This window comes from Roseobacter sp. HKCCD5988 (assembly GCF_037830355.1).
Classification (GTDB): Bacteria; Pseudomonadota; Alphaproteobacteria; order Rhodobacterales; family Rhodobacteraceae; genus M30B80.
Genome location: NZ_JBBLYJ010000001.1, coordinates 472,617 through 488,162 on the forward strand (window position 1 = coordinate 472,617; position 15,546 = coordinate 488,162).

Annotated in this window: 16 protein-coding genes; 8 read left to right on the forward strand and 8 right to left on the reverse strand. The window is 55.6% G+C overall.

Going from position 1 to position 15,546, the window contains the following annotated elements:
- The first annotated feature begins 7 nt into the window (after positions 1 to 7).
- The gene (locus tag AAC636_RS02400) at positions 8 to 901 is read left to right on the forward strand and encodes an alpha/beta fold hydrolase (RefSeq protein WP_340300272.1); all 894 of its coding nucleotides are present in this window, start codon (positions 8 to 10) and stop codon (positions 899 to 901) included.
- On the opposite strand, the gene AAC636_RS02405 is transcribed toward AAC636_RS02400, so the two are convergent.
- Positions 898 to 2,394, reverse strand: a complete 1,497-nt coding sequence (locus AAC636_RS02405; protein ID WP_340300273.1) for a calcium-binding protein — start codon at positions 2,392 to 2,394, stop codon at positions 898 to 900. The genes AAC636_RS02400 and AAC636_RS02405 overlap by 4 nt on opposite strands.
- Positions 2,395 to 2,748: 354 nt before the next feature.
- Here AAC636_RS02405 and rpsO point away from each other — a divergent pair, with 354 nt between their 5' ends.
- The 3 genes from rpsO (at position 2,749) to AAC636_RS02420 (ending at position 6,210) form a co-directional block, all read left to right on the forward strand.
- Positions 2,749 to 3,018 carry a 30S ribosomal protein S15 gene (gene rpsO, locus AAC636_RS02410; protein WP_317656736.1) on the forward strand — a complete coding sequence of 90 codons (270 nt, stop codon included), beginning with the start codon at positions 2,749 to 2,751 and terminating at the stop codon, positions 3,016 to 3,018.
- Between the two features lie 252 nt (positions 3,019 to 3,270).
- The gene (pnp, locus tag AAC636_RS02415; RefSeq protein ID WP_340300274.1) at positions 3,271 to 5,406 is read left to right on the forward strand and encodes a polyribonucleotide nucleotidyltransferase; all 2,136 of its coding nucleotides are present in this window, start codon (positions 3,271 to 3,273) and stop codon (positions 5,404 to 5,406) included.
- Positions 5,407 to 5,574: 168 nt separating this feature from the next.
- Positions 5,575 to 6,210, forward strand: coding sequence for a L,D-transpeptidase (locus AAC636_RS02420; RefSeq protein ID WP_340300275.1), 636 nt, complete (start codon positions 5,575 to 5,577; stop codon positions 6,208 to 6,210).
- A gap of 35 nt (positions 6,211 to 6,245) precedes the next feature.
- On the opposite strand, the gene AAC636_RS02425 is transcribed toward AAC636_RS02420, so the two are convergent.
- The 6 genes from AAC636_RS02425 to AAC636_RS02450 form a co-directional block, all read right to left on the reverse strand.
- Positions 6,246 to 6,899 carry a peroxiredoxin gene (locus AAC636_RS02425; RefSeq protein ID WP_340300276.1) on the reverse strand — a complete coding sequence of 218 codons (654 nt, stop codon included), beginning with the start codon at positions 6,897 to 6,899 and terminating at the stop codon, positions 6,246 to 6,248.
- Between the two features lie 113 nt (positions 6,900 to 7,012).
- Positions 7,013 to 7,663: an RluA family pseudouridine synthase gene (locus AAC636_RS02430; protein WP_340300277.1), complete on the reverse strand. Its 651-nt coding sequence runs from the start codon at positions 7,661 to 7,663 to the stop codon at positions 7,013 to 7,015.
- Between the two features lie 7 nt (positions 7,664 to 7,670).
- Positions 7,671 to 7,886, reverse strand: coding sequence for a hypothetical protein (locus tag AAC636_RS02435; protein ID WP_340300278.1), 216 nt, complete (start codon positions 7,884 to 7,886; stop codon positions 7,671 to 7,673).
- Entirely contained in the window at positions 7,883 to 8,749 is an 867-nt protein-coding gene (locus tag AAC636_RS02440) for an MBL fold metallo-hydrolase (protein WP_340300279.1), read from the reverse strand. Before AAC636_RS02440 ends, AAC636_RS02435 begins: the two co-directional genes overlap by 4 nt.
- Positions 8,750 to 8,819: 70 nt before the next feature.
- Positions 8,820 to 9,479 carry a ChrR family anti-sigma-E factor gene (locus tag AAC636_RS02445; RefSeq protein ID WP_340300280.1) on the reverse strand — a complete coding sequence of 220 codons (660 nt, stop codon included), beginning with the start codon at positions 9,477 to 9,479 and terminating at the stop codon, positions 8,820 to 8,822.
- Positions 9,476 to 9,991 carry a sigma-70 family RNA polymerase sigma factor gene (locus tag AAC636_RS02450; protein WP_445322551.1) on the reverse strand — a complete coding sequence of 172 codons (516 nt, stop codon included), beginning with the start codon at positions 9,989 to 9,991 and terminating at the stop codon, positions 9,476 to 9,478. The genes AAC636_RS02445 and AAC636_RS02450 overlap by 4 nt, the downstream gene beginning before the upstream one ends.
- Before the next feature lie 337 nt (positions 9,992 to 10,328).
- Between AAC636_RS02450 and AAC636_RS02455 the strand changes: the two genes are divergently transcribed.
- The 4 genes from AAC636_RS02455 to AAC636_RS02470 are packed head-to-tail and all read left to right on the forward strand — an operon-like array spanning position 10,329 to position 14,395.
- Complete coding sequence (locus AAC636_RS02455) at positions 10,329 to 11,621, forward strand: NAD(P)/FAD-dependent oxidoreductase (protein ID WP_340300282.1); 1,293 nt, start codon at positions 10,329 to 10,331, stop codon at positions 11,619 to 11,621.
- A gap of 12 nt (positions 11,622 to 11,633) precedes the next feature.
- Positions 11,634 to 12,398 carry a DUF1365 domain-containing protein gene (locus tag AAC636_RS02460; RefSeq protein ID WP_340300283.1) on the forward strand — a complete coding sequence of 255 codons (765 nt, stop codon included), beginning with the start codon at positions 11,634 to 11,636 and terminating at the stop codon, positions 12,396 to 12,398.
- Complete coding sequence (locus AAC636_RS02465) at positions 12,398 to 13,636, forward strand: MFS transporter (protein WP_340300284.1); 1,239 nt, start codon at positions 12,398 to 12,400, stop codon at positions 13,634 to 13,636. The genes AAC636_RS02460 and AAC636_RS02465 overlap by 1 nt, the downstream gene beginning before the upstream one ends.
- A gap of 30 nt (positions 13,637 to 13,666) precedes the next feature.
- On the forward strand, positions 13,667 to 14,395 hold the full coding sequence (locus AAC636_RS02470; RefSeq protein ID WP_340300285.1) for an SDR family NAD(P)-dependent oxidoreductase: 729 nt from the start codon (positions 13,667 to 13,669) through the stop codon (positions 14,393 to 14,395).
- Here the strand turns inward: AAC636_RS02470 and AAC636_RS02475 are convergent.
- Entirely contained in the window at positions 14,392 to 15,534 is a 1,143-nt protein-coding gene (locus tag AAC636_RS02475) for a saccharopine dehydrogenase family protein (RefSeq protein ID WP_340300286.1), read from the reverse strand. The two genes, AAC636_RS02470 and AAC636_RS02475, sit on opposite strands and share 4 nt — an antisense overlap.
- Positions 15,535 to 15,546: the final 12 nt, after the last annotated feature.

Below are 15,546 nucleotides of genomic sequence, written 5' to 3' on the forward strand. Positions count from 1 at the left end.
GGCACCGATGGACAGCGCGATTTCAGGTTTTGTGAAGGAACAAATCAAAACCAACGGGATCACGCTTTCAGTGCATCATGGCGGTCATGGTGCGCCCTTGATTTTGCTGCATGGCTATCCTCAAAACCATATGTGCTGGTCAAAAGTCGCGCTCGATTTGGCCCGCGATTTTCATGTGATCATCCCTGATTTGCGCGGCTATGGTGAGAGTGAAGTTGTCGCCGCCGATGAAGAACATCGCATGTACTCCAAGCGTGAGATGGCTTTGGATGTGGCGGGCGTGATGGATCATTTCGGCATCGAAAAGGCCCATATTGCGGGGCATGATCGCGGCGCACGCGTGGCCTATCGCTTTGCTTTGGATCATCCTGATAGGCTTGAGCGTTTGGCGATTTTGGAAATCGTTCCGACCGTTGATTTTTGGGCGGCATGGGATGCGGAATTGGCGATGAAGGCCTATCACTGGACGTTCCTGGCGCAGCCCGCCCCTTTGCCCGAGCGGATGATCGCGACAGATGGGCCGGCCTATATGGATTGGACATTGGCCTCGTGGACATATGCCAAAGATCTAAGCGCCTTTTCTGACGCGGCTTTGGCCGCCTATCGCGCCCAAGCGGCTGATCCTGCGCGCATTGCAGCAATGTGCAACGATTACCGCGCGGGCGCATTTTTTGATCGCGGATTGGATGCAGAAGATCGGGCGGCGGGTCGGATGATCACGGCGCCTCTCTGCTTTCTCTGGGCTGAGGCAGGCTTTCCCGCGCGCACGGGTGATCCTTTGGGGATCTGGCGGGCATGGGCGGAAAACGTGACGGGGCAGGCCGTGGCCAATACAGGCCATTTCATGCCCGAAGAACAGCCCGAGGCGGTTTTGGCCGCCTTACGGGCGCATTTTCTTTAGGACATGCCGCCAATTGCGCGCAGATGGATATTGTCGGGATTTAGGCCCGTTATCTGACCCAGGGCTAGGGCGAGATTGCCATCAAGATAGACATCTGTCCTGCCATCTATTTCACGCAGTTCAAGGCTTGGGTCAGGGTTTGTGGTCGGATCATAGAGAAGTTCAATCCGATCCTCTTGAGGGTCGAAGTCTAGGATATGTGCGGCGGTGCCTGCCTGTTGCAGCAAGGGTGCCGCGATAATTAAATCTGCGCCACTGCCCGCGAATACGGTATCGCCCGCGCCTGCGATGATGGTGTCGTCACCCTCATCGCCTGATAAATCGTCAGCGCTGCCCCCTGCGGCCTCATCAACGATCCCGTCAATGCCATCATTGCCAGCGCCGCCCAGAGTGAGATCATGACCTGCCCCGCCCGTGAGGCTGTCATTGCCGAGGCCCGCGAGAATGATGTCATCGTCTTCACCGCCGAGAATGTAATCATCCCCCGTTTCACCGATCAGCGCATCATTGCCTTCGCCGCCGTCAATAAAGTCATTTCCCGCGCCGCCAAGGATACCATCATCACCGCCATCCCCAACCAACTCATCCGCACCTTCCCCGCCTTGGAGGATGTTATTGCCGTCATTTCCAAATATTGCATCATTGCCGAGGCCGCCTGTGATTGTGTCATTCCCATCGCTGCCCGTTATTGCATCGTTTGAGACGGGGCCAAGCTTGTCGGCCATGTCGGCGCGCGCCTCAACGGCGGGTGCGAGGCTTTCGTCAATCAAATCGGAGAGGCTTGGGTCTGGGGTATTGGCCTCTGGCAGATTAAGTGTTGGGGAAGAAACTGGCCCAGTGGGCGCAGGTGGCGTGTTCGGCCCAAGCAGATCAGGGAAACGCGGCGCAATGTCGGCGATGCTCACGCCATCGGGGAGATTAAATTCAAGGTCATCAACGGATAGGTCGGAGATGTCGCTGAGAAATGCAACCGGCATATCATTGACATAGAGCGTGATATTTCCAGGAAGGGTAGTGTTGTCATAGGTGACGCTCGGGGCGCTGCCCCAGTCGCCTGCTAAATTCACCACCAATTTATCGGCGCCGCGGGAGAAATCAGCGATTTCCGGAAGCTGATCGGAGCCATTGAGCGGATCAATGGACAGCGCGAATGTATCTGCACCGAAGCCACCAAACGCTACATCATCGCGATCTAAACCAATCAGGTCATCGCCCGTGCCGCCATATAGAACGTCCCGTCCCAAACCGCCGAGCAAAATGTCATCACCATCCTCGCCGAGAATTTCATCGTTACCATCGCTGCCGATCAATGCGTCAGGCTGTTCGCCCCCCATGATCAAAAACCCAAGCGGGGCAGAATTTAGGGTCAGGGGTGTGATCTGCGGATCATTTTCCGCAGGCCAGTCTTCGGCCTCATCCAATTGCAGGTCAAACATACCTGCAGCGGCATAGCCCGCCGCGATCAAACTGATCAAACCTGTAAGCGCAAGCATCACCCACTCCCGCACATTATGCGATACCCTCAAAAGATCACCGGATTTGCGTGATGTGGCGCGAACCTTGCCCTAATGGCAAAATTTGATGCTATGGCAGCAGCAGATGCGTGATGCCAAGCGCCGATGAACGGCGTATGGCGAGGCCCGAAGATGCCATAAATCCCCGCGGTTTTGGATGAAAATTTGCGCTCAAGGTTAACGGACCTGGGCGGCACAGATCAAAAAAGCCTTTTCATTTCCGCGATTCCCCCCTATGTGGCCGCAATCCATGGCGCTTGCGCTGTGGGGAAATGGCCTTGCTGGACGACATCCCGGCCTGTGCTGCAACCCTCTAATGTAAAGGAGAGCCCGATGTCGATTACTGCTGAAGAAAAGAACCGTTTGGTCAAAGAATTTGCCACCAAAGAGGGCGACACTGGTTCCCCCGAGGTGCAGATCGCGATCCTGACATCGCGCATCACTACGCTGACTGAGCATTTTAAAACTCACGCAAAAGACAACCATTCGCGCCGCGGCTTGCTTAAGCTTGTTGCTCAGCGCCGTAAGTTGCTTGATTATGTGCGTGGGAAAGACGAAGCGCGTTACCAGTCGCTCCTCGAGCGTTTAGGTATCCGCCGCTAATCTTTGCCTTTATCAGTTTGAAGCGCCCGCTGATCCCGTCAGCGGGCGTTTTTCATTTGATCATTGGATATTTCAGGCGCGATTTCTGTCTATGCTTTTCATATCGCACAATCTGCGCTATGTGGCGCGCATCTGAGACGTGACGCAACGACCCCGGCGCATGGGATGATGAAGGGGGTCGGCGGCAATGGGGCCGCCAATGAAACGGAAGACCCGAGAAGGCTTGGGAGTGCTTCCACACAGGAAATGATGATGTTCAACGAAGTGAAAAAATCGATTCAATGGGGCGAGGAAACCCTCACCCTAGAAACGGGCAAGGTTGCCCGTCAGGCAGATGGCACAGTGATCGCAACGCTTGGGGAAACCAGCGTTATGGCAAATGTGACCTTCGCCAAAGAAGCTAAGCCAGGTCAGGATTTCTTTCCGCTGACTGTGCATTACCAAGAGAAATACTACGCCGCAGGCAAGGTGCCTGGTGGCTTTTTCAAGCGCGAAGCGCGTCCTACCGAAAAAGAGACGCTGACCGCGCGCTTGATCGACCGACCCATTCGCCCCTTGTTCGTTTCGGGCTTCAAGCACGAAGTTCTCGTGATGTGTACGGTTCTCAGCCATGATTTGGTGAATGATCCCGACATCGTTGCGATGATCGCCGCTTCTGCAGCGCTGACCATTTCGGGCGTGCCTTTCATGGGGCCGATTGCAGGCTGCCGCGTTGGCTTTGAGGATGGGGAATACATCCTGAACCCGACCGTTGACGATATGCAGGGTCTGCGCAACAACCCCGACCAGCGTTTGGATCTGGTTGTGGCGGGCACCAAAGACGCCGTGATGATGGTTGAATCCGAGGCCTATGAACTGACCGAGGATGAAATGCTCGGCGCGGTCACATTTGCCCATGAGCAAATGCAGCCCGTGCTTGATCTGATCATTGATCTGGCAGAAGTTGCGGCGAATGAGCCGTTTGATTTCACCCCACCCGATTACAGCGCGCTGTATGAAAAGGTGAAGTCCTTGGGCGAAGCGCAGATGCGTGACGCCTATGCGATCCTTGATAAACAAGACCGCGTTGCCGCTGTATCCGCCGCAAAAGAAGCGATCAAAGCGCAGCTTTCCGAAGAAGAATTGGCAGATGAAAACCTTGGTTCGGCACTGAAGAAGCTGGAATCTTCGGTTCTGCGTGGTTCGGTTGTGAAAGACGGCAAGCGGATTGATGGCCGTGCCTTGGATGCGGTTCGTTCGATTGTCAGCGAAACGGGTCTTCTGCCCCGCACGCATGGCTCGGCGCTGTTCACCCGTGGTGAAACTCAGGCCTTGGTTGTGACCACGCTTGGCACAGGCGATGATGAGCAATTCATCGATGCGCTGCATGGCAATTTCAAAGAAAACTTCCTGCTGCATTACAACTTCCCCCCCTATTCTGTGGGCGAGGTTGGGCGTGTTGGCTCACCAGGTCGCCGTGAAATCGGCCATGGTAAGTTGGCTTGGCGTGCGTTGCAGGCGGTTCTGCCTGCGCCAACCGATTTCCCTTACACGATCCGCGTTGTTTCTGAGATCACAGAGTCGAACGGGTCTTCCTCAATGGCTTCGGTCTGTGGTGGTTCCCTGTCGATGATGGATGCAGGCGTGCCGTTGAAAGCCCCTGTTGCGGGCGTAGCCATGGGTCTGGTCTTGGAAGAAGATGGCTCCTACGCTGTTTTGACCGATATCCTTGGTGATGAAGATCACCTTGGCGACATGGATTTCAAAGTGGCAGGCACTGAAGCGGGGATCACCTCGCTGCAGATGGACATCAAGGTTGCAGGGATCACCCCTGAAATCATGAAAAAGGCGCTTGCGCAGGCGAAAGCAGGGCGGATGCATATCCTTGGCGAAATGGCCAAGGCATTGTCTTCGGCCAATGCGTTCTCGGCACATGCCCCACGCATTGAGACCATGCAAATCCCAACCGACAAGATTCGCGACGTGATCGGGTCTGGCGGTAAAGTGATCCGCGAGATCGTGGAAACCTCGGGCGCCAAGGTTGATATCAATGATGATGGCATCATCAAGATCGCAAGTGCGAACCAAGACGCCATCAAAGTGGCTTATGATATGATCTATTCCATCGTAGCTGAGCCTGAAGAAGGCAAGGTTTACAAAGGCAAAGTTGTCAAAATCGTTGATTTCGGTGCTTTCGTGAATTTCTTCGGCAAGCGCGATGGTCTCGTTCATGTCAGCCAGATCGAAAACCGCCGTCTGAACCATCCAAGCGATGTTCTTCAGGAGGGCCAAGAGGTCTGGGTGAAGCTCTTGGGCTTTGACGACCGCGGCAAAGTGCGTTTGGCCATGAAAATGGTTGACCAAGAGACTGGCGAAGAACGCAGCGAAGAAGAAGCATCAGCGGAGTAAGCCCCGCCTGAGACTAAGAAAACCCCCGCAGCCTTGGTTGCGGGGGTTTTTACCAAGGCGTCACTGACGCAAATGTTAACCGCCCCAATGCGTGATGTTCTTGTGTCACTAGGGGCAGTTGCGGCATATTTCGGCTAATAAATTGGCCCCATAACGATGGATTTTGCTATGGATCGCAGACAGTTTCTTGCAGGCAGCGCCGCTTTTCTTGCGACCCCAGCCGTGGCACAAGATGCCGTAGGCTTTGACGAGACGATTGAGCGCCCCGAACCACAAGGCCCAAACCCGTGGGGGTTACATCCCCGGCTGATGCCGACACGGATTGTGCATAAGGGTGGCATGGTGCCAGGTCATGTGCATGTCGACCCGATTGCAAAATATCTATACCACATTCTCGATGATGGCACGGCTATGCGCTATGGCGTGGCTGTTGGCCGTTCGGGCCTGCAAGCGCCTGGGCAATATACGATCCGCCGCAAGGTTGAATGGCCCAGTTGGCAACCGACAGCCGCGATGATTGCGCGCGAACCAGACCTTTACGCAGAATTTGCAAGCGGTGTCCCCGGTGGGCCAGAAAACCCATTGGGTGCGCGCGCGCTTTATCTTTATGACGGGGATCGTGACACCTATTTGCGCATTCATGGCACGCCACAGCCTTGGTCAATTGGCACCAGCGCGTCATCGGGCTGCGTGCGTATGGTCAACGCGCATGTCATCGAGCTTTATGAAAAATTGCAGATTGGAACGGTCGTGCATCTGCACAGACCGAATTACGCCATCACAGGCAACGGCACTGCCGCGTAAAATAAAAAGCCCCCGAGTGTCGGGGGCTTTTTTGATTAGCTTGGCTGTTTCGTGGTGCGCAGGTAAGGCAATTTCACATCAATCTCGCCAAACTTTTCACGCGCTTGATCGTCATTGAGCGAGAGGGCCACGATCACATCTTGGCCATGTTGCCAATTTGCAGGTGTTGCAATTGGCTGTCCGAAGGTGGCTTGCAACGCATCCAGAGCGCGCAAAACTTCGGCAAAATTGCGCCCAACCGACATGGGGTAGGTCATGATCACTTGCACCTTCTTGTCAGGCGAAATGATGAAGACCGAGCGCACGCTTGCACTATCTGCGGCGGTGCGACCATCGGGCAGGTAGGCCTCGGCTGGCAGCATATCAAAGGCTTTGGACACGGTCAGATCAAGGTCTGCAATGATTGGAAATTCGGCCTTGGCGGAAGCAAAGCTTTCAATGTCTGATTTCCATTTGCCATGCTCTTCCACGCTGTCCACGGAAAGGCCAATAACTTTGGTGCCGCGCTTGGCCCATTCTGCGCCAAGCTGCGAGACTGCGCCGAATTCCGTGGTGCAGACGGGTGTGAAATCTTTGGGGTGAGAGAATAAAATGGCCCATTGATCGCCAATCCAATCATGGAATTTAAAGGTGCCATGATCGGTGGTCAGTTCAAGATTGGGGACAATGTCATTGATACGTAAGCCCATGGGGGAGGTTCCTTTTTTGCCGTTACCCCCTCGATATAGGAAAGCTACCTCGCGCCTTACAGACCCAATCTTTAGAATTATTCTAATTATGGCATGGCAAAGCGCCGCAGTTCCTAGAACGGGTTTTTCGCACGAAAGGTCATGCTACGCCCGCCATCAGGGTGGCGCAGACGCAGGGTTTCTGCGTGCAACATGAGACGCGGAAAGTCGCGTGCAGGCCCTGTAGCATAGAACGGATCGCCCAAAATTGGATGTCCCAATTCCCGCATATGGACACGCAATTGGTGCGAGCGGCCCGTTTGGGGGAACAGCCGCATCCGTGTGCTTGTCTCGTCATGCCGCAAGACCTTCCATTCCGTCACCGCTGCGCGGCCCGTCTCGTGGCAGACTTTTTGCAAGGGGCGGTTTGGCCAATCCACAATCAGGGGCAAATCAATCACGCCCTCTTTGCGGTCAACTTGGCCCCAGACCAAGGCGAGGTAGGATTTCTTCATCATCCGCTTTTCAAATTGCAGCCCCAAATGGCGCTGCGCAGCGGGGGTGCGCGCGAAGACAATCACGCCAGAGGTATCCATATCCAGCCGATGCACCAACAGGGCCTCAGGAAAGGCGGCTTGAAGGCGGGTGATCAGGCAATCCTTCAGATGATCCCCCTTGCCTGGAACAGATAAAAGACCAGCGGGCTTATTGACGACCAGCAGTTCATGATCCTCATGGATCAATTCAAGGGGCGTGTTTGGGGGGCTGTAGACGAATTCGGTCATGGGAGGCTTAGGGATGATCGCGCGTAATCAAACGCCATGCTGACCAAATCGCGCTGCCAATGAAAAACCCACCCGCAATGATGCCAATCTCTGCCATTGCGGGGCCAGATGGCAGGCCGCGATACGCGACAGCACCGCCAAGCGCGGCCACACCCACCAAGGAAAAGCAGAAGCGAAACCAAAGCTCGGCACGATCGGGCCCGAATTTGCGCTTTTTGCTCATGGGTTTGGCCCTTCTATTACACATCCATCGTAACCGATGATGATTTCGCCTGAGAACGCATCTGCACAGGCCGCGCGCCAGTGATCGGCTGTGATCTCGGGGTCATCTGCGGGCACAAGGTGGTGCAGGGCCAGACGCGGCACGCCAGCAGCTTGTGCAATTTCGGCAGCATCACGCGCCTCTGTATGGGCGCGCACAATATGCGCTTTGAGTTTTGCCCCATCGCCCGTGGTGCGGGCGACCAAGCGATCCACCCCTGCCTCAAGCATGGCTTCGTGGATCAAGAGATCACATCCACGGGCGAAATCGGCCAAAGGTGGGAAATATGCGGTATCGGCTGAAAAACAGACTGACCAGTCAGGGCTGTCAAAGCGTAGCGCAAAGCAATCAAGAATGGGGGGGTGATCAACCCGCAACGCGCGCACCACTAGGCCATTTGGCAGATTTGCCACGATGCCCTCATCATATTCGGTGATCGTCACCAACCCACGCAAATCGGGGCGGCCCTCATCATCAATGCGTAGGTCAATATCGAAAGCGAGGGACGCAAGGAACCCTTCCCATACTGCGCCAATGCCTTTGGGGCCGTAAACATGGACAGGGGTGGCAAGGCCAGATGTCCAAGCGGTGTGGATCAATCCACCCAATTCCAAAATATGGTCTGAATGAAGATGGGTGATGAAAATCAGATCAAGCGATTTGAGCGAAAGCCCTGTCTGCACAAGCCCCTTGGACACACCAAGTCCGCAATCCACAACACAGCTGCGCCCTGCAATCTCAAGCAAGCTAGAGGTGGGCATTGGGCCATTGGGGCGAATTGCAGGCCCGCCTTTTACACCCATAAGCACGACTTTGTTGGACATGAGAGCGCCCTTTCGCCTGTTCACGCCCCTGCCTAGCCAAGCAGGGCGTGAATGGAAAGCGGCCAGTTGATCAGATGCGCAGGAATGTTTGCGCGATACGCGGCAAGAGGCCTTCAAATTTCAGGCGCGCATCAGTGGCAATCAGACAAATGCAATCTTCACCCGCCTCAGCCACAGGGGTGTGGTTCATGGTTTCATCACCAATTTCGATGTCACCACGCCCGAAACGGTCGGTTTCATCACGATAGGCCCCTTGAAGCACCAAGGTCATTTCGGTTCCGCGGTGTGTGTGGCGGGGCATCGCTTGGCCCGCTGGAATGAACAAAAGCCGCGCGGTGGCGTCCTTGCCTTCGCTGATAATCGCTTGCTTGCAGCCCATTCCAATCGGGCGCCATTTCACATCTGCCAGATCGCACCCAATCATATCGCGCAGCGGGGCAGGGAAAATGCCATCTTCTGGCCGAGTGTGATTTTGCGAGCTGGCCGCTTCTGATGCGGCGTTTTCATTGATAAGGCTCAGGGTTTTGGAAAGGCTTTCCTGTGCAAGGGGGGCCTCGTCCATTTCGTCTAGGATGCAGCCGCCAACCGCATCAAAGGCATGCAGCCTTGCGCGGGCGTCATCACTGAGCGAGACATGAGTGGCGACAACAAGATCGAAAGCCGCAGGCAAACTGCCTGCTGCGTAGCCGATCAAAAAGTCGTCACTGATATGGTGTTTTACTTCGGTCATTTGGTCGCTTGGCTCATATTATGACGCAATCTCTCTAGCGCCAACCTAATTCTCGATTTGATCGTGCCAAGGGGCAGGCCTGTTTCCGTTGCAATCTCGCCATGGCTGAGATCCCCAAAATAGGCTTTTTCGATCAAAACTCTTTGTTTCTGAGGTAGTCTTTTAAGGGCTTCGGCCAGTTTGCGGCTCTCATGTTGGAGGGCAAGAACATCTTCTTGGTCGGGTTCTGCCTCTGGCCCCCATGGTAAATCTTCTGGCTCTGGTCGTGCATATTTGCGCAACAGGTCAATCTTGCGGTTCCGCGCAATGGTGAAAATCCATGTCGCAACCGAGGCCCGTGCGGGATCAAACAGATGTGCCTTGCGCCACAAAGTGGCCATCACATCCTGCATGCATTCTTCCGCTAGCGCCTCATCCGCGCCTGACTTGATCAAAAAGGCCTTAACGCGTGGCGCGAAATGCCGAAACAAAGCAGCGAAGGCCGATTGATCACGATCTTGCGCAATCGCCATCACTTCGGCGATCCATTCGCAGGACTGCGCTTTGAGGGGGGGAGGGGTCAGCGGTTTTGACATCAGCGGTTCCGCATCAGCGGGGGCTGACTCATGCCGACCTTGCGCGCAATGTGCATCGCGAGGGTTACCTGCCGTCAAATTATGAACATCAAGGTCGAGCATAACACGGTTACGCGCAGGTTACAGGGTTGGATCAAAAAATTATCGTGAGGGCCGTCCGCCCTTCGAACTTTGACGCACGCTTAGAAAAAATTGAGGCAATTTTTAATCCAAGGCGCGACAGGGGGCGTAAACTTGGCTAGACAGAGAAAGAACACTAACAAGGAAAACATCCGTGCCATTTGAAACACCTCCCGCCCCCCCTCGCACTGTGGCCGTCATCGGGGGAGGGATCTCTGGGATGGGGGCCGCCTATTACCTTGCGCCAAATGCCAACGTAACCTTGTTTGAAGCGGAGCATCGCCTTGGAGGGCATGCCCGCACTGTGGTGGCAGGCCGCCACCGCGATCAGCCTGTTGATACGGGGTTCATCGTATTCAACTACGTCAACTATCCCAATTTGGTGCGTTTGTTCGAAGAGTTGAAGGTTCCTGTTGTCGAGAGTGACATGAGTTTTGCGGCCTCAATCGGGGGCGGGGCGATTGAATATGGCCTGCATTCGCTTAAGGCGCTCTTCGCGCAACGCAAAAACCTTATGCGGCCGCAATATCTGCGCATGTTGGCCGACATCATGCGCTTCAATGCGCAGGCGGCCAGTTTGGCCAATGACAGCTCACAAACCTTGGGCGAGTTCATGGATGAGTTGGGTATGGGCGCGTGGTTTCGCGATTACTATCTGACCCCAATTTCTGGCGCGATTTGGTCGACCCCAAAAGAGGAGATCATGGATTTCCCCGCCCAGGCCCTTGTGCGGTTTTTCCAGAACCACAACTTGCTGCAGGCGTCAGGCCAACACCAATGGTGGACTGTGCATGGCGGCTCTATTGAATATGTCACGCGGCTTGAGCGCGCGTTGAGCGAGCGTGGTGTGACCATCGTCACCAATGCAGGCGTGGACAAGGTCAAGCGCGTGGCGGGCGGTGTTGAGATCCGCCGCGATGGCCAATGGCAGCGCTTTGACGAGGTGGTCTTTGCAACACATTCTGATGACAGTTTGGCGCTCTTGGCGGATCCGACCGCGCAAGAACAAGCCGCCCTTGGCGCAGTCCGCTATCAGCCCAACGAAATGGTGTTGCACGCAGATCGCCGCGCGATGCCTTTACGCGAAGTCACATGGGCAAGTTGGAATTACACCGAGCGCGCAGGCCATAGCGGTGGCCCAATTGATCTGACCTATTGGATGAACCGCCTGCAACCCATCCCAAAATCTGACCCGCTGTTTGTGACATTGAACAGCCGCGGTGAAATTGCAGATGATTTGATCTATGACACAGCAACCTTCCGTCATCCCGTTTATGATTTGGCCGCATTAGCTGCGCAAGGCACAGTGCGGGCCATGAATGGCACCGGAAATACTTGGTTCTGCGGGGCGTGGATGAAAAATGGGTTCCATGAGGACGGGTTGGCCAGTGCGATTGATGTGGTCAATGCCATGGCCGAACGGGATCGCATGGTCGCGGCGGCCTGACGGGAGAAAGCAGTGTCATCATCGGTGGATTATATCGCAGGCGAAACGTTTCATGGCCGCAGGGGCGCTGTGGAAAATGCGTTTCGATATTCCATTGATTACGTGATGCTTGATGCAGAGGCGGATGATCTGATTGCCCCCGCATTGTTTGGCCGGAACAAGGGAAATCTTGCGGCCTTACGGGATCTTGACCATGGCGGTGCGCCCAAAAACGGAGCGGGGGCCAGTTGGGCGCGCGCTGTTTTGGCCGCGCATGGATTGGCCGAGCAGACCCAAGGGCAACTGATGCTTTTGGCGCAGCCGCGTCTCTTGGGTCATGTGTTCAACCCTGTCAGTTTTTGGCTGGCCTATGATACCCAAGCGCGCCTGCGCGTTGTTATTGCCGAAGTGTCTAATACTTTCGGTGATCGGCATTCCTATCTTTGCCATCGCGAAGATCTCGAGGAAATCACCCGTCACGATATTTTGCGGGCGAAAAAGATCTTCCACGTCTCGCCCTTCCAAGAAATTGAGGGCGGTTATGAATTCCGCTTTGATATTCGTGCGGATCGGGTGGGGATTTTCATTGATTATGCCACGGGGAATGAGGGGCTTTATGCCACGCTGACCGGCGCGCGCCGTCCGTTGCGCAATGGCGATATCTTGCGCGCCTTATGGCGGCGGCCTTTTGGATCGCGCAGGGTTTTGGGTCTGATCCATTGGCAGGCGCTGAAATTATGGATCAAGGGCGCGCCCTATCGCCCGCGCCCTGAGCCGCCCGAACGCGAGGTGTCTTGATGGTTAAGCGCAGCGCGCCCTTGGCGGGCTACGCAGTTTTTGCCGCCATGCTGTCGAGCGCGGGCCTGCCCATTTATATCCATGCCCCTAAATTCTATGTCGATGAATATGGCTTGGGCCTTGCGGCGCTGGGGGGCATCCTTTTTGGCTTGCGGTTGTCTGATGTGGTGCAAGACCCTGCTTTGGGATGGTTGGCACGCACCACTCGCGCCTATCGGGGGGGCATGGTGGCGGGCGCTGTGACGATCCTTGCCGCCTCCATGTATGGCCTCTTTGCCATTGCGCCCCCGATTGCCCCTATGTGGTGGTTTGCGCTGACCTTAATCGGATTATTCTCGTCTTTCTCCTTCCTCACGATCTGCTTTTACGCCGAGGGTGTGCAAACCGCCGAACGGCTTGGAAACGATGGTCATTTGCGCCTTGCCACATGGCGCGAAATGGGGGGGTTGTTAGGGGTATGCTTGGCGTCAGTTGCCCCGATTGCATTGGCAAGCTTCTTGCCCAACCCGTTTACGGGTTTTGCGATTGGCTTTGTGGGTCTTTGCGCCCTTGCCTATGTTTTGATGCGCCCTGACTGGGGGCAGGCGGCGGCGACACCACCAACCGCCTTTGGCACAATCTTGCGCGATCAGACGGCGCGGCGTTTGTTGGGCATTGCTTTGATCAATGCCGCCCCAGTCGCGGTGACCTCCACCCTTTTCCTGTTCTACGTTGAAGGGGTGTTGCAGGCCTTTGGATGGGAGGGGCCGCTTTTGTTATTGTTCTTCCTTGCTGCCGCGCTTTCCGCCCCATTTTGGACACGGGCCGCCATGCGCTTTGGGGCCAAGCCTATATTGTTGTTTGGTATGGCTTTGTCGATTTTGGCCTTCGCCTTCACCCTCGCTTTGGGGGCGGGCGATGTGGTCGCTTTTGCTTTGATCTGTTTGGCTTCGGGCATAGCGCTTGGGGCAGATTTGACGATCCTGCCTGCCATTTTCTCGCGTCATTTGTCCAAAATCGCACCCGAGGCGGGCGCAGCCTTCGGATTGTGGTCCTTCGCGACCAAATTCACCTTGGCCTTCGCCGCCGTTACCCTATTGCCCCTGTTGGAGGCCGCAGGGTTTGAGGCGGGTGCCACCAATCCCGAAGCGGCATTGTCGCGCTTGGTGCTGCTCTATGCGGCGGTTCCTTGCGCGCTCAAGCTGCTTGCGATCACGATTCTGAGCATCACACCTTTGCCAAAAGAACGCGCGCGCTAGGTTTACCTTCGCGAGAGAGATGGGGATTTTATGCGAGATTTTGCAGGAAAGACATATTGGCTTGTCGGCGCATCCGAAGGATTGGGTGCAGCCTTGGCTGAAAAATTATCTGGCGCGGGCGCGGAGGTGATCTTATCCGCCCGATCTGAGGCGCGGCTTAACGAGGTTGCGACACGCCTAAACGGCCCATCTCGGGTTGTGCCCATGGATGTCAGTGATGCGAAAAGCGTGGCCAAAGCCGCTAGGTATGTCGGCGATATAGATGGGATAGTCTATCTTGCAGGCGTTTATTGGCCGATGCATGCCAGCGCTTGGGATAGTGACCAAGTCTTGGCGATGATGGATATCAATGTCATGGGTGCGGCGCGCGTCTTGGGCCATGTCGTGCCGCAATTCGTGGCAAAGGATGCAGGTCATATCGTCATCACGGGCAGTCTGTCGGGCTTTCGTGGCCTCCCTTCGGCCACGGGCTATGGCGCATCGAAGGCAGCGGTGATGCATATGGCGGAATCCCTGCGTGTGGATATGCGGCGCAGCAATGTTGCAGTGCAACTGGTCAACCCTGGTTTCATCCGCACAAGGCTGACCGATAAGAACAATTTTGCCATGCCGTTCATCATGGACGCCGCCCCTGCGGCAGATATTTTCTTGCGCCATATGCGGCGCAAGAAATTCAGTTGCAGTTTTCCATGGGGCTTTGGCGCGTTTTTCAGGGTCAGTCAGTTCTTCCCCGATTGGCTTTATTACCGCATTTTCTAGGCGAGATGGTCGACCACAGACAGGCTTTGGGCAAGGGTTCCCACAACCTCCATCCAGTCGCGGACAAGCCCGATATCATGCGGCGCTGCGGACACGCCCGCAGGCACGGCCCCTGTGATTGCCGCTTTGACGGCCAGTGCGACAGGGGTTGAGACAAGCCGCGCCATCGCTGTGCCACGCGCATCGCCCCATGCATCCATCACATAGGTTTTGTGCCACTGCGCAGTTCCCGCGACCTCAGCCTTGAGAGAGACGCATAAAACAACTCGGTCTGGCTCATCTGCCTCATAGGAATTTTCGCGCCAGAATTGGTCAGACATCTCGCGCAGCCGCGCATCGCCCGCCGCCCCCTCGAGGGTTTCTATTTCGCGGAACACGGGCGCCCATGCCTTAGACCACCCATCAAGCCGCAAAGTGCCGCGCACAAAGCGCTGCACATTCCAATTGGTTTCAAACCCGTATTCGGCCATGAAAGGCAGGCTATCGCGGTTTGGATAGACCTCAAATTCCTGTGGCGTTTCAAGGGGTGCGGTGTAGTGCGAAATCGCATCCCAAGGCCGCGAGACGTTCAATTCTTTGCCATCGGCAATGGAACGCGAAGGCGACCGCAGTGCTTTGAGAACGCCAAGCGGCGACCAGCTGAATTTGTAGCGAAACGGGTTCGGGATTTTGGGAATCCCGCCGCAGTAAGAGATGAAATCATGCGCATTTTGCGGGTCAAAAGCAGCACTGTTGCGATAGTCATGCATAAGGGCATGGGCCATCAAATGGTCAATGCCAGGGTCAAGGCCCACTTCATTGATCACGCGAACCCCAGCCTTGCGTGCCGCCTCATCCAATGCGCGCATTTCAGGTGCGATATATGAGGAGGAGACAAAATGTGCCCCTGCCGCAATCGCCATTGTGGCAAGCGGCACATGCATATCGGCAGGCAGCATTGAGATTACCACATCGCCCTTTTTCGTGGCTTCGGTGAGGGCTGCTATATCAAACGCGCGGATGTCTTTTGCGATATCCCCCACAGCGGCCTTAGCTTTGTCGACACTGCGGTTCCACACGACCACATCGCCTTCGGTTTCAATCAGATGGCGCAGGCCTGGAATGGAGGACAGACCTGTTCCACACCAATGAATTGTCATGATCTAAACTCC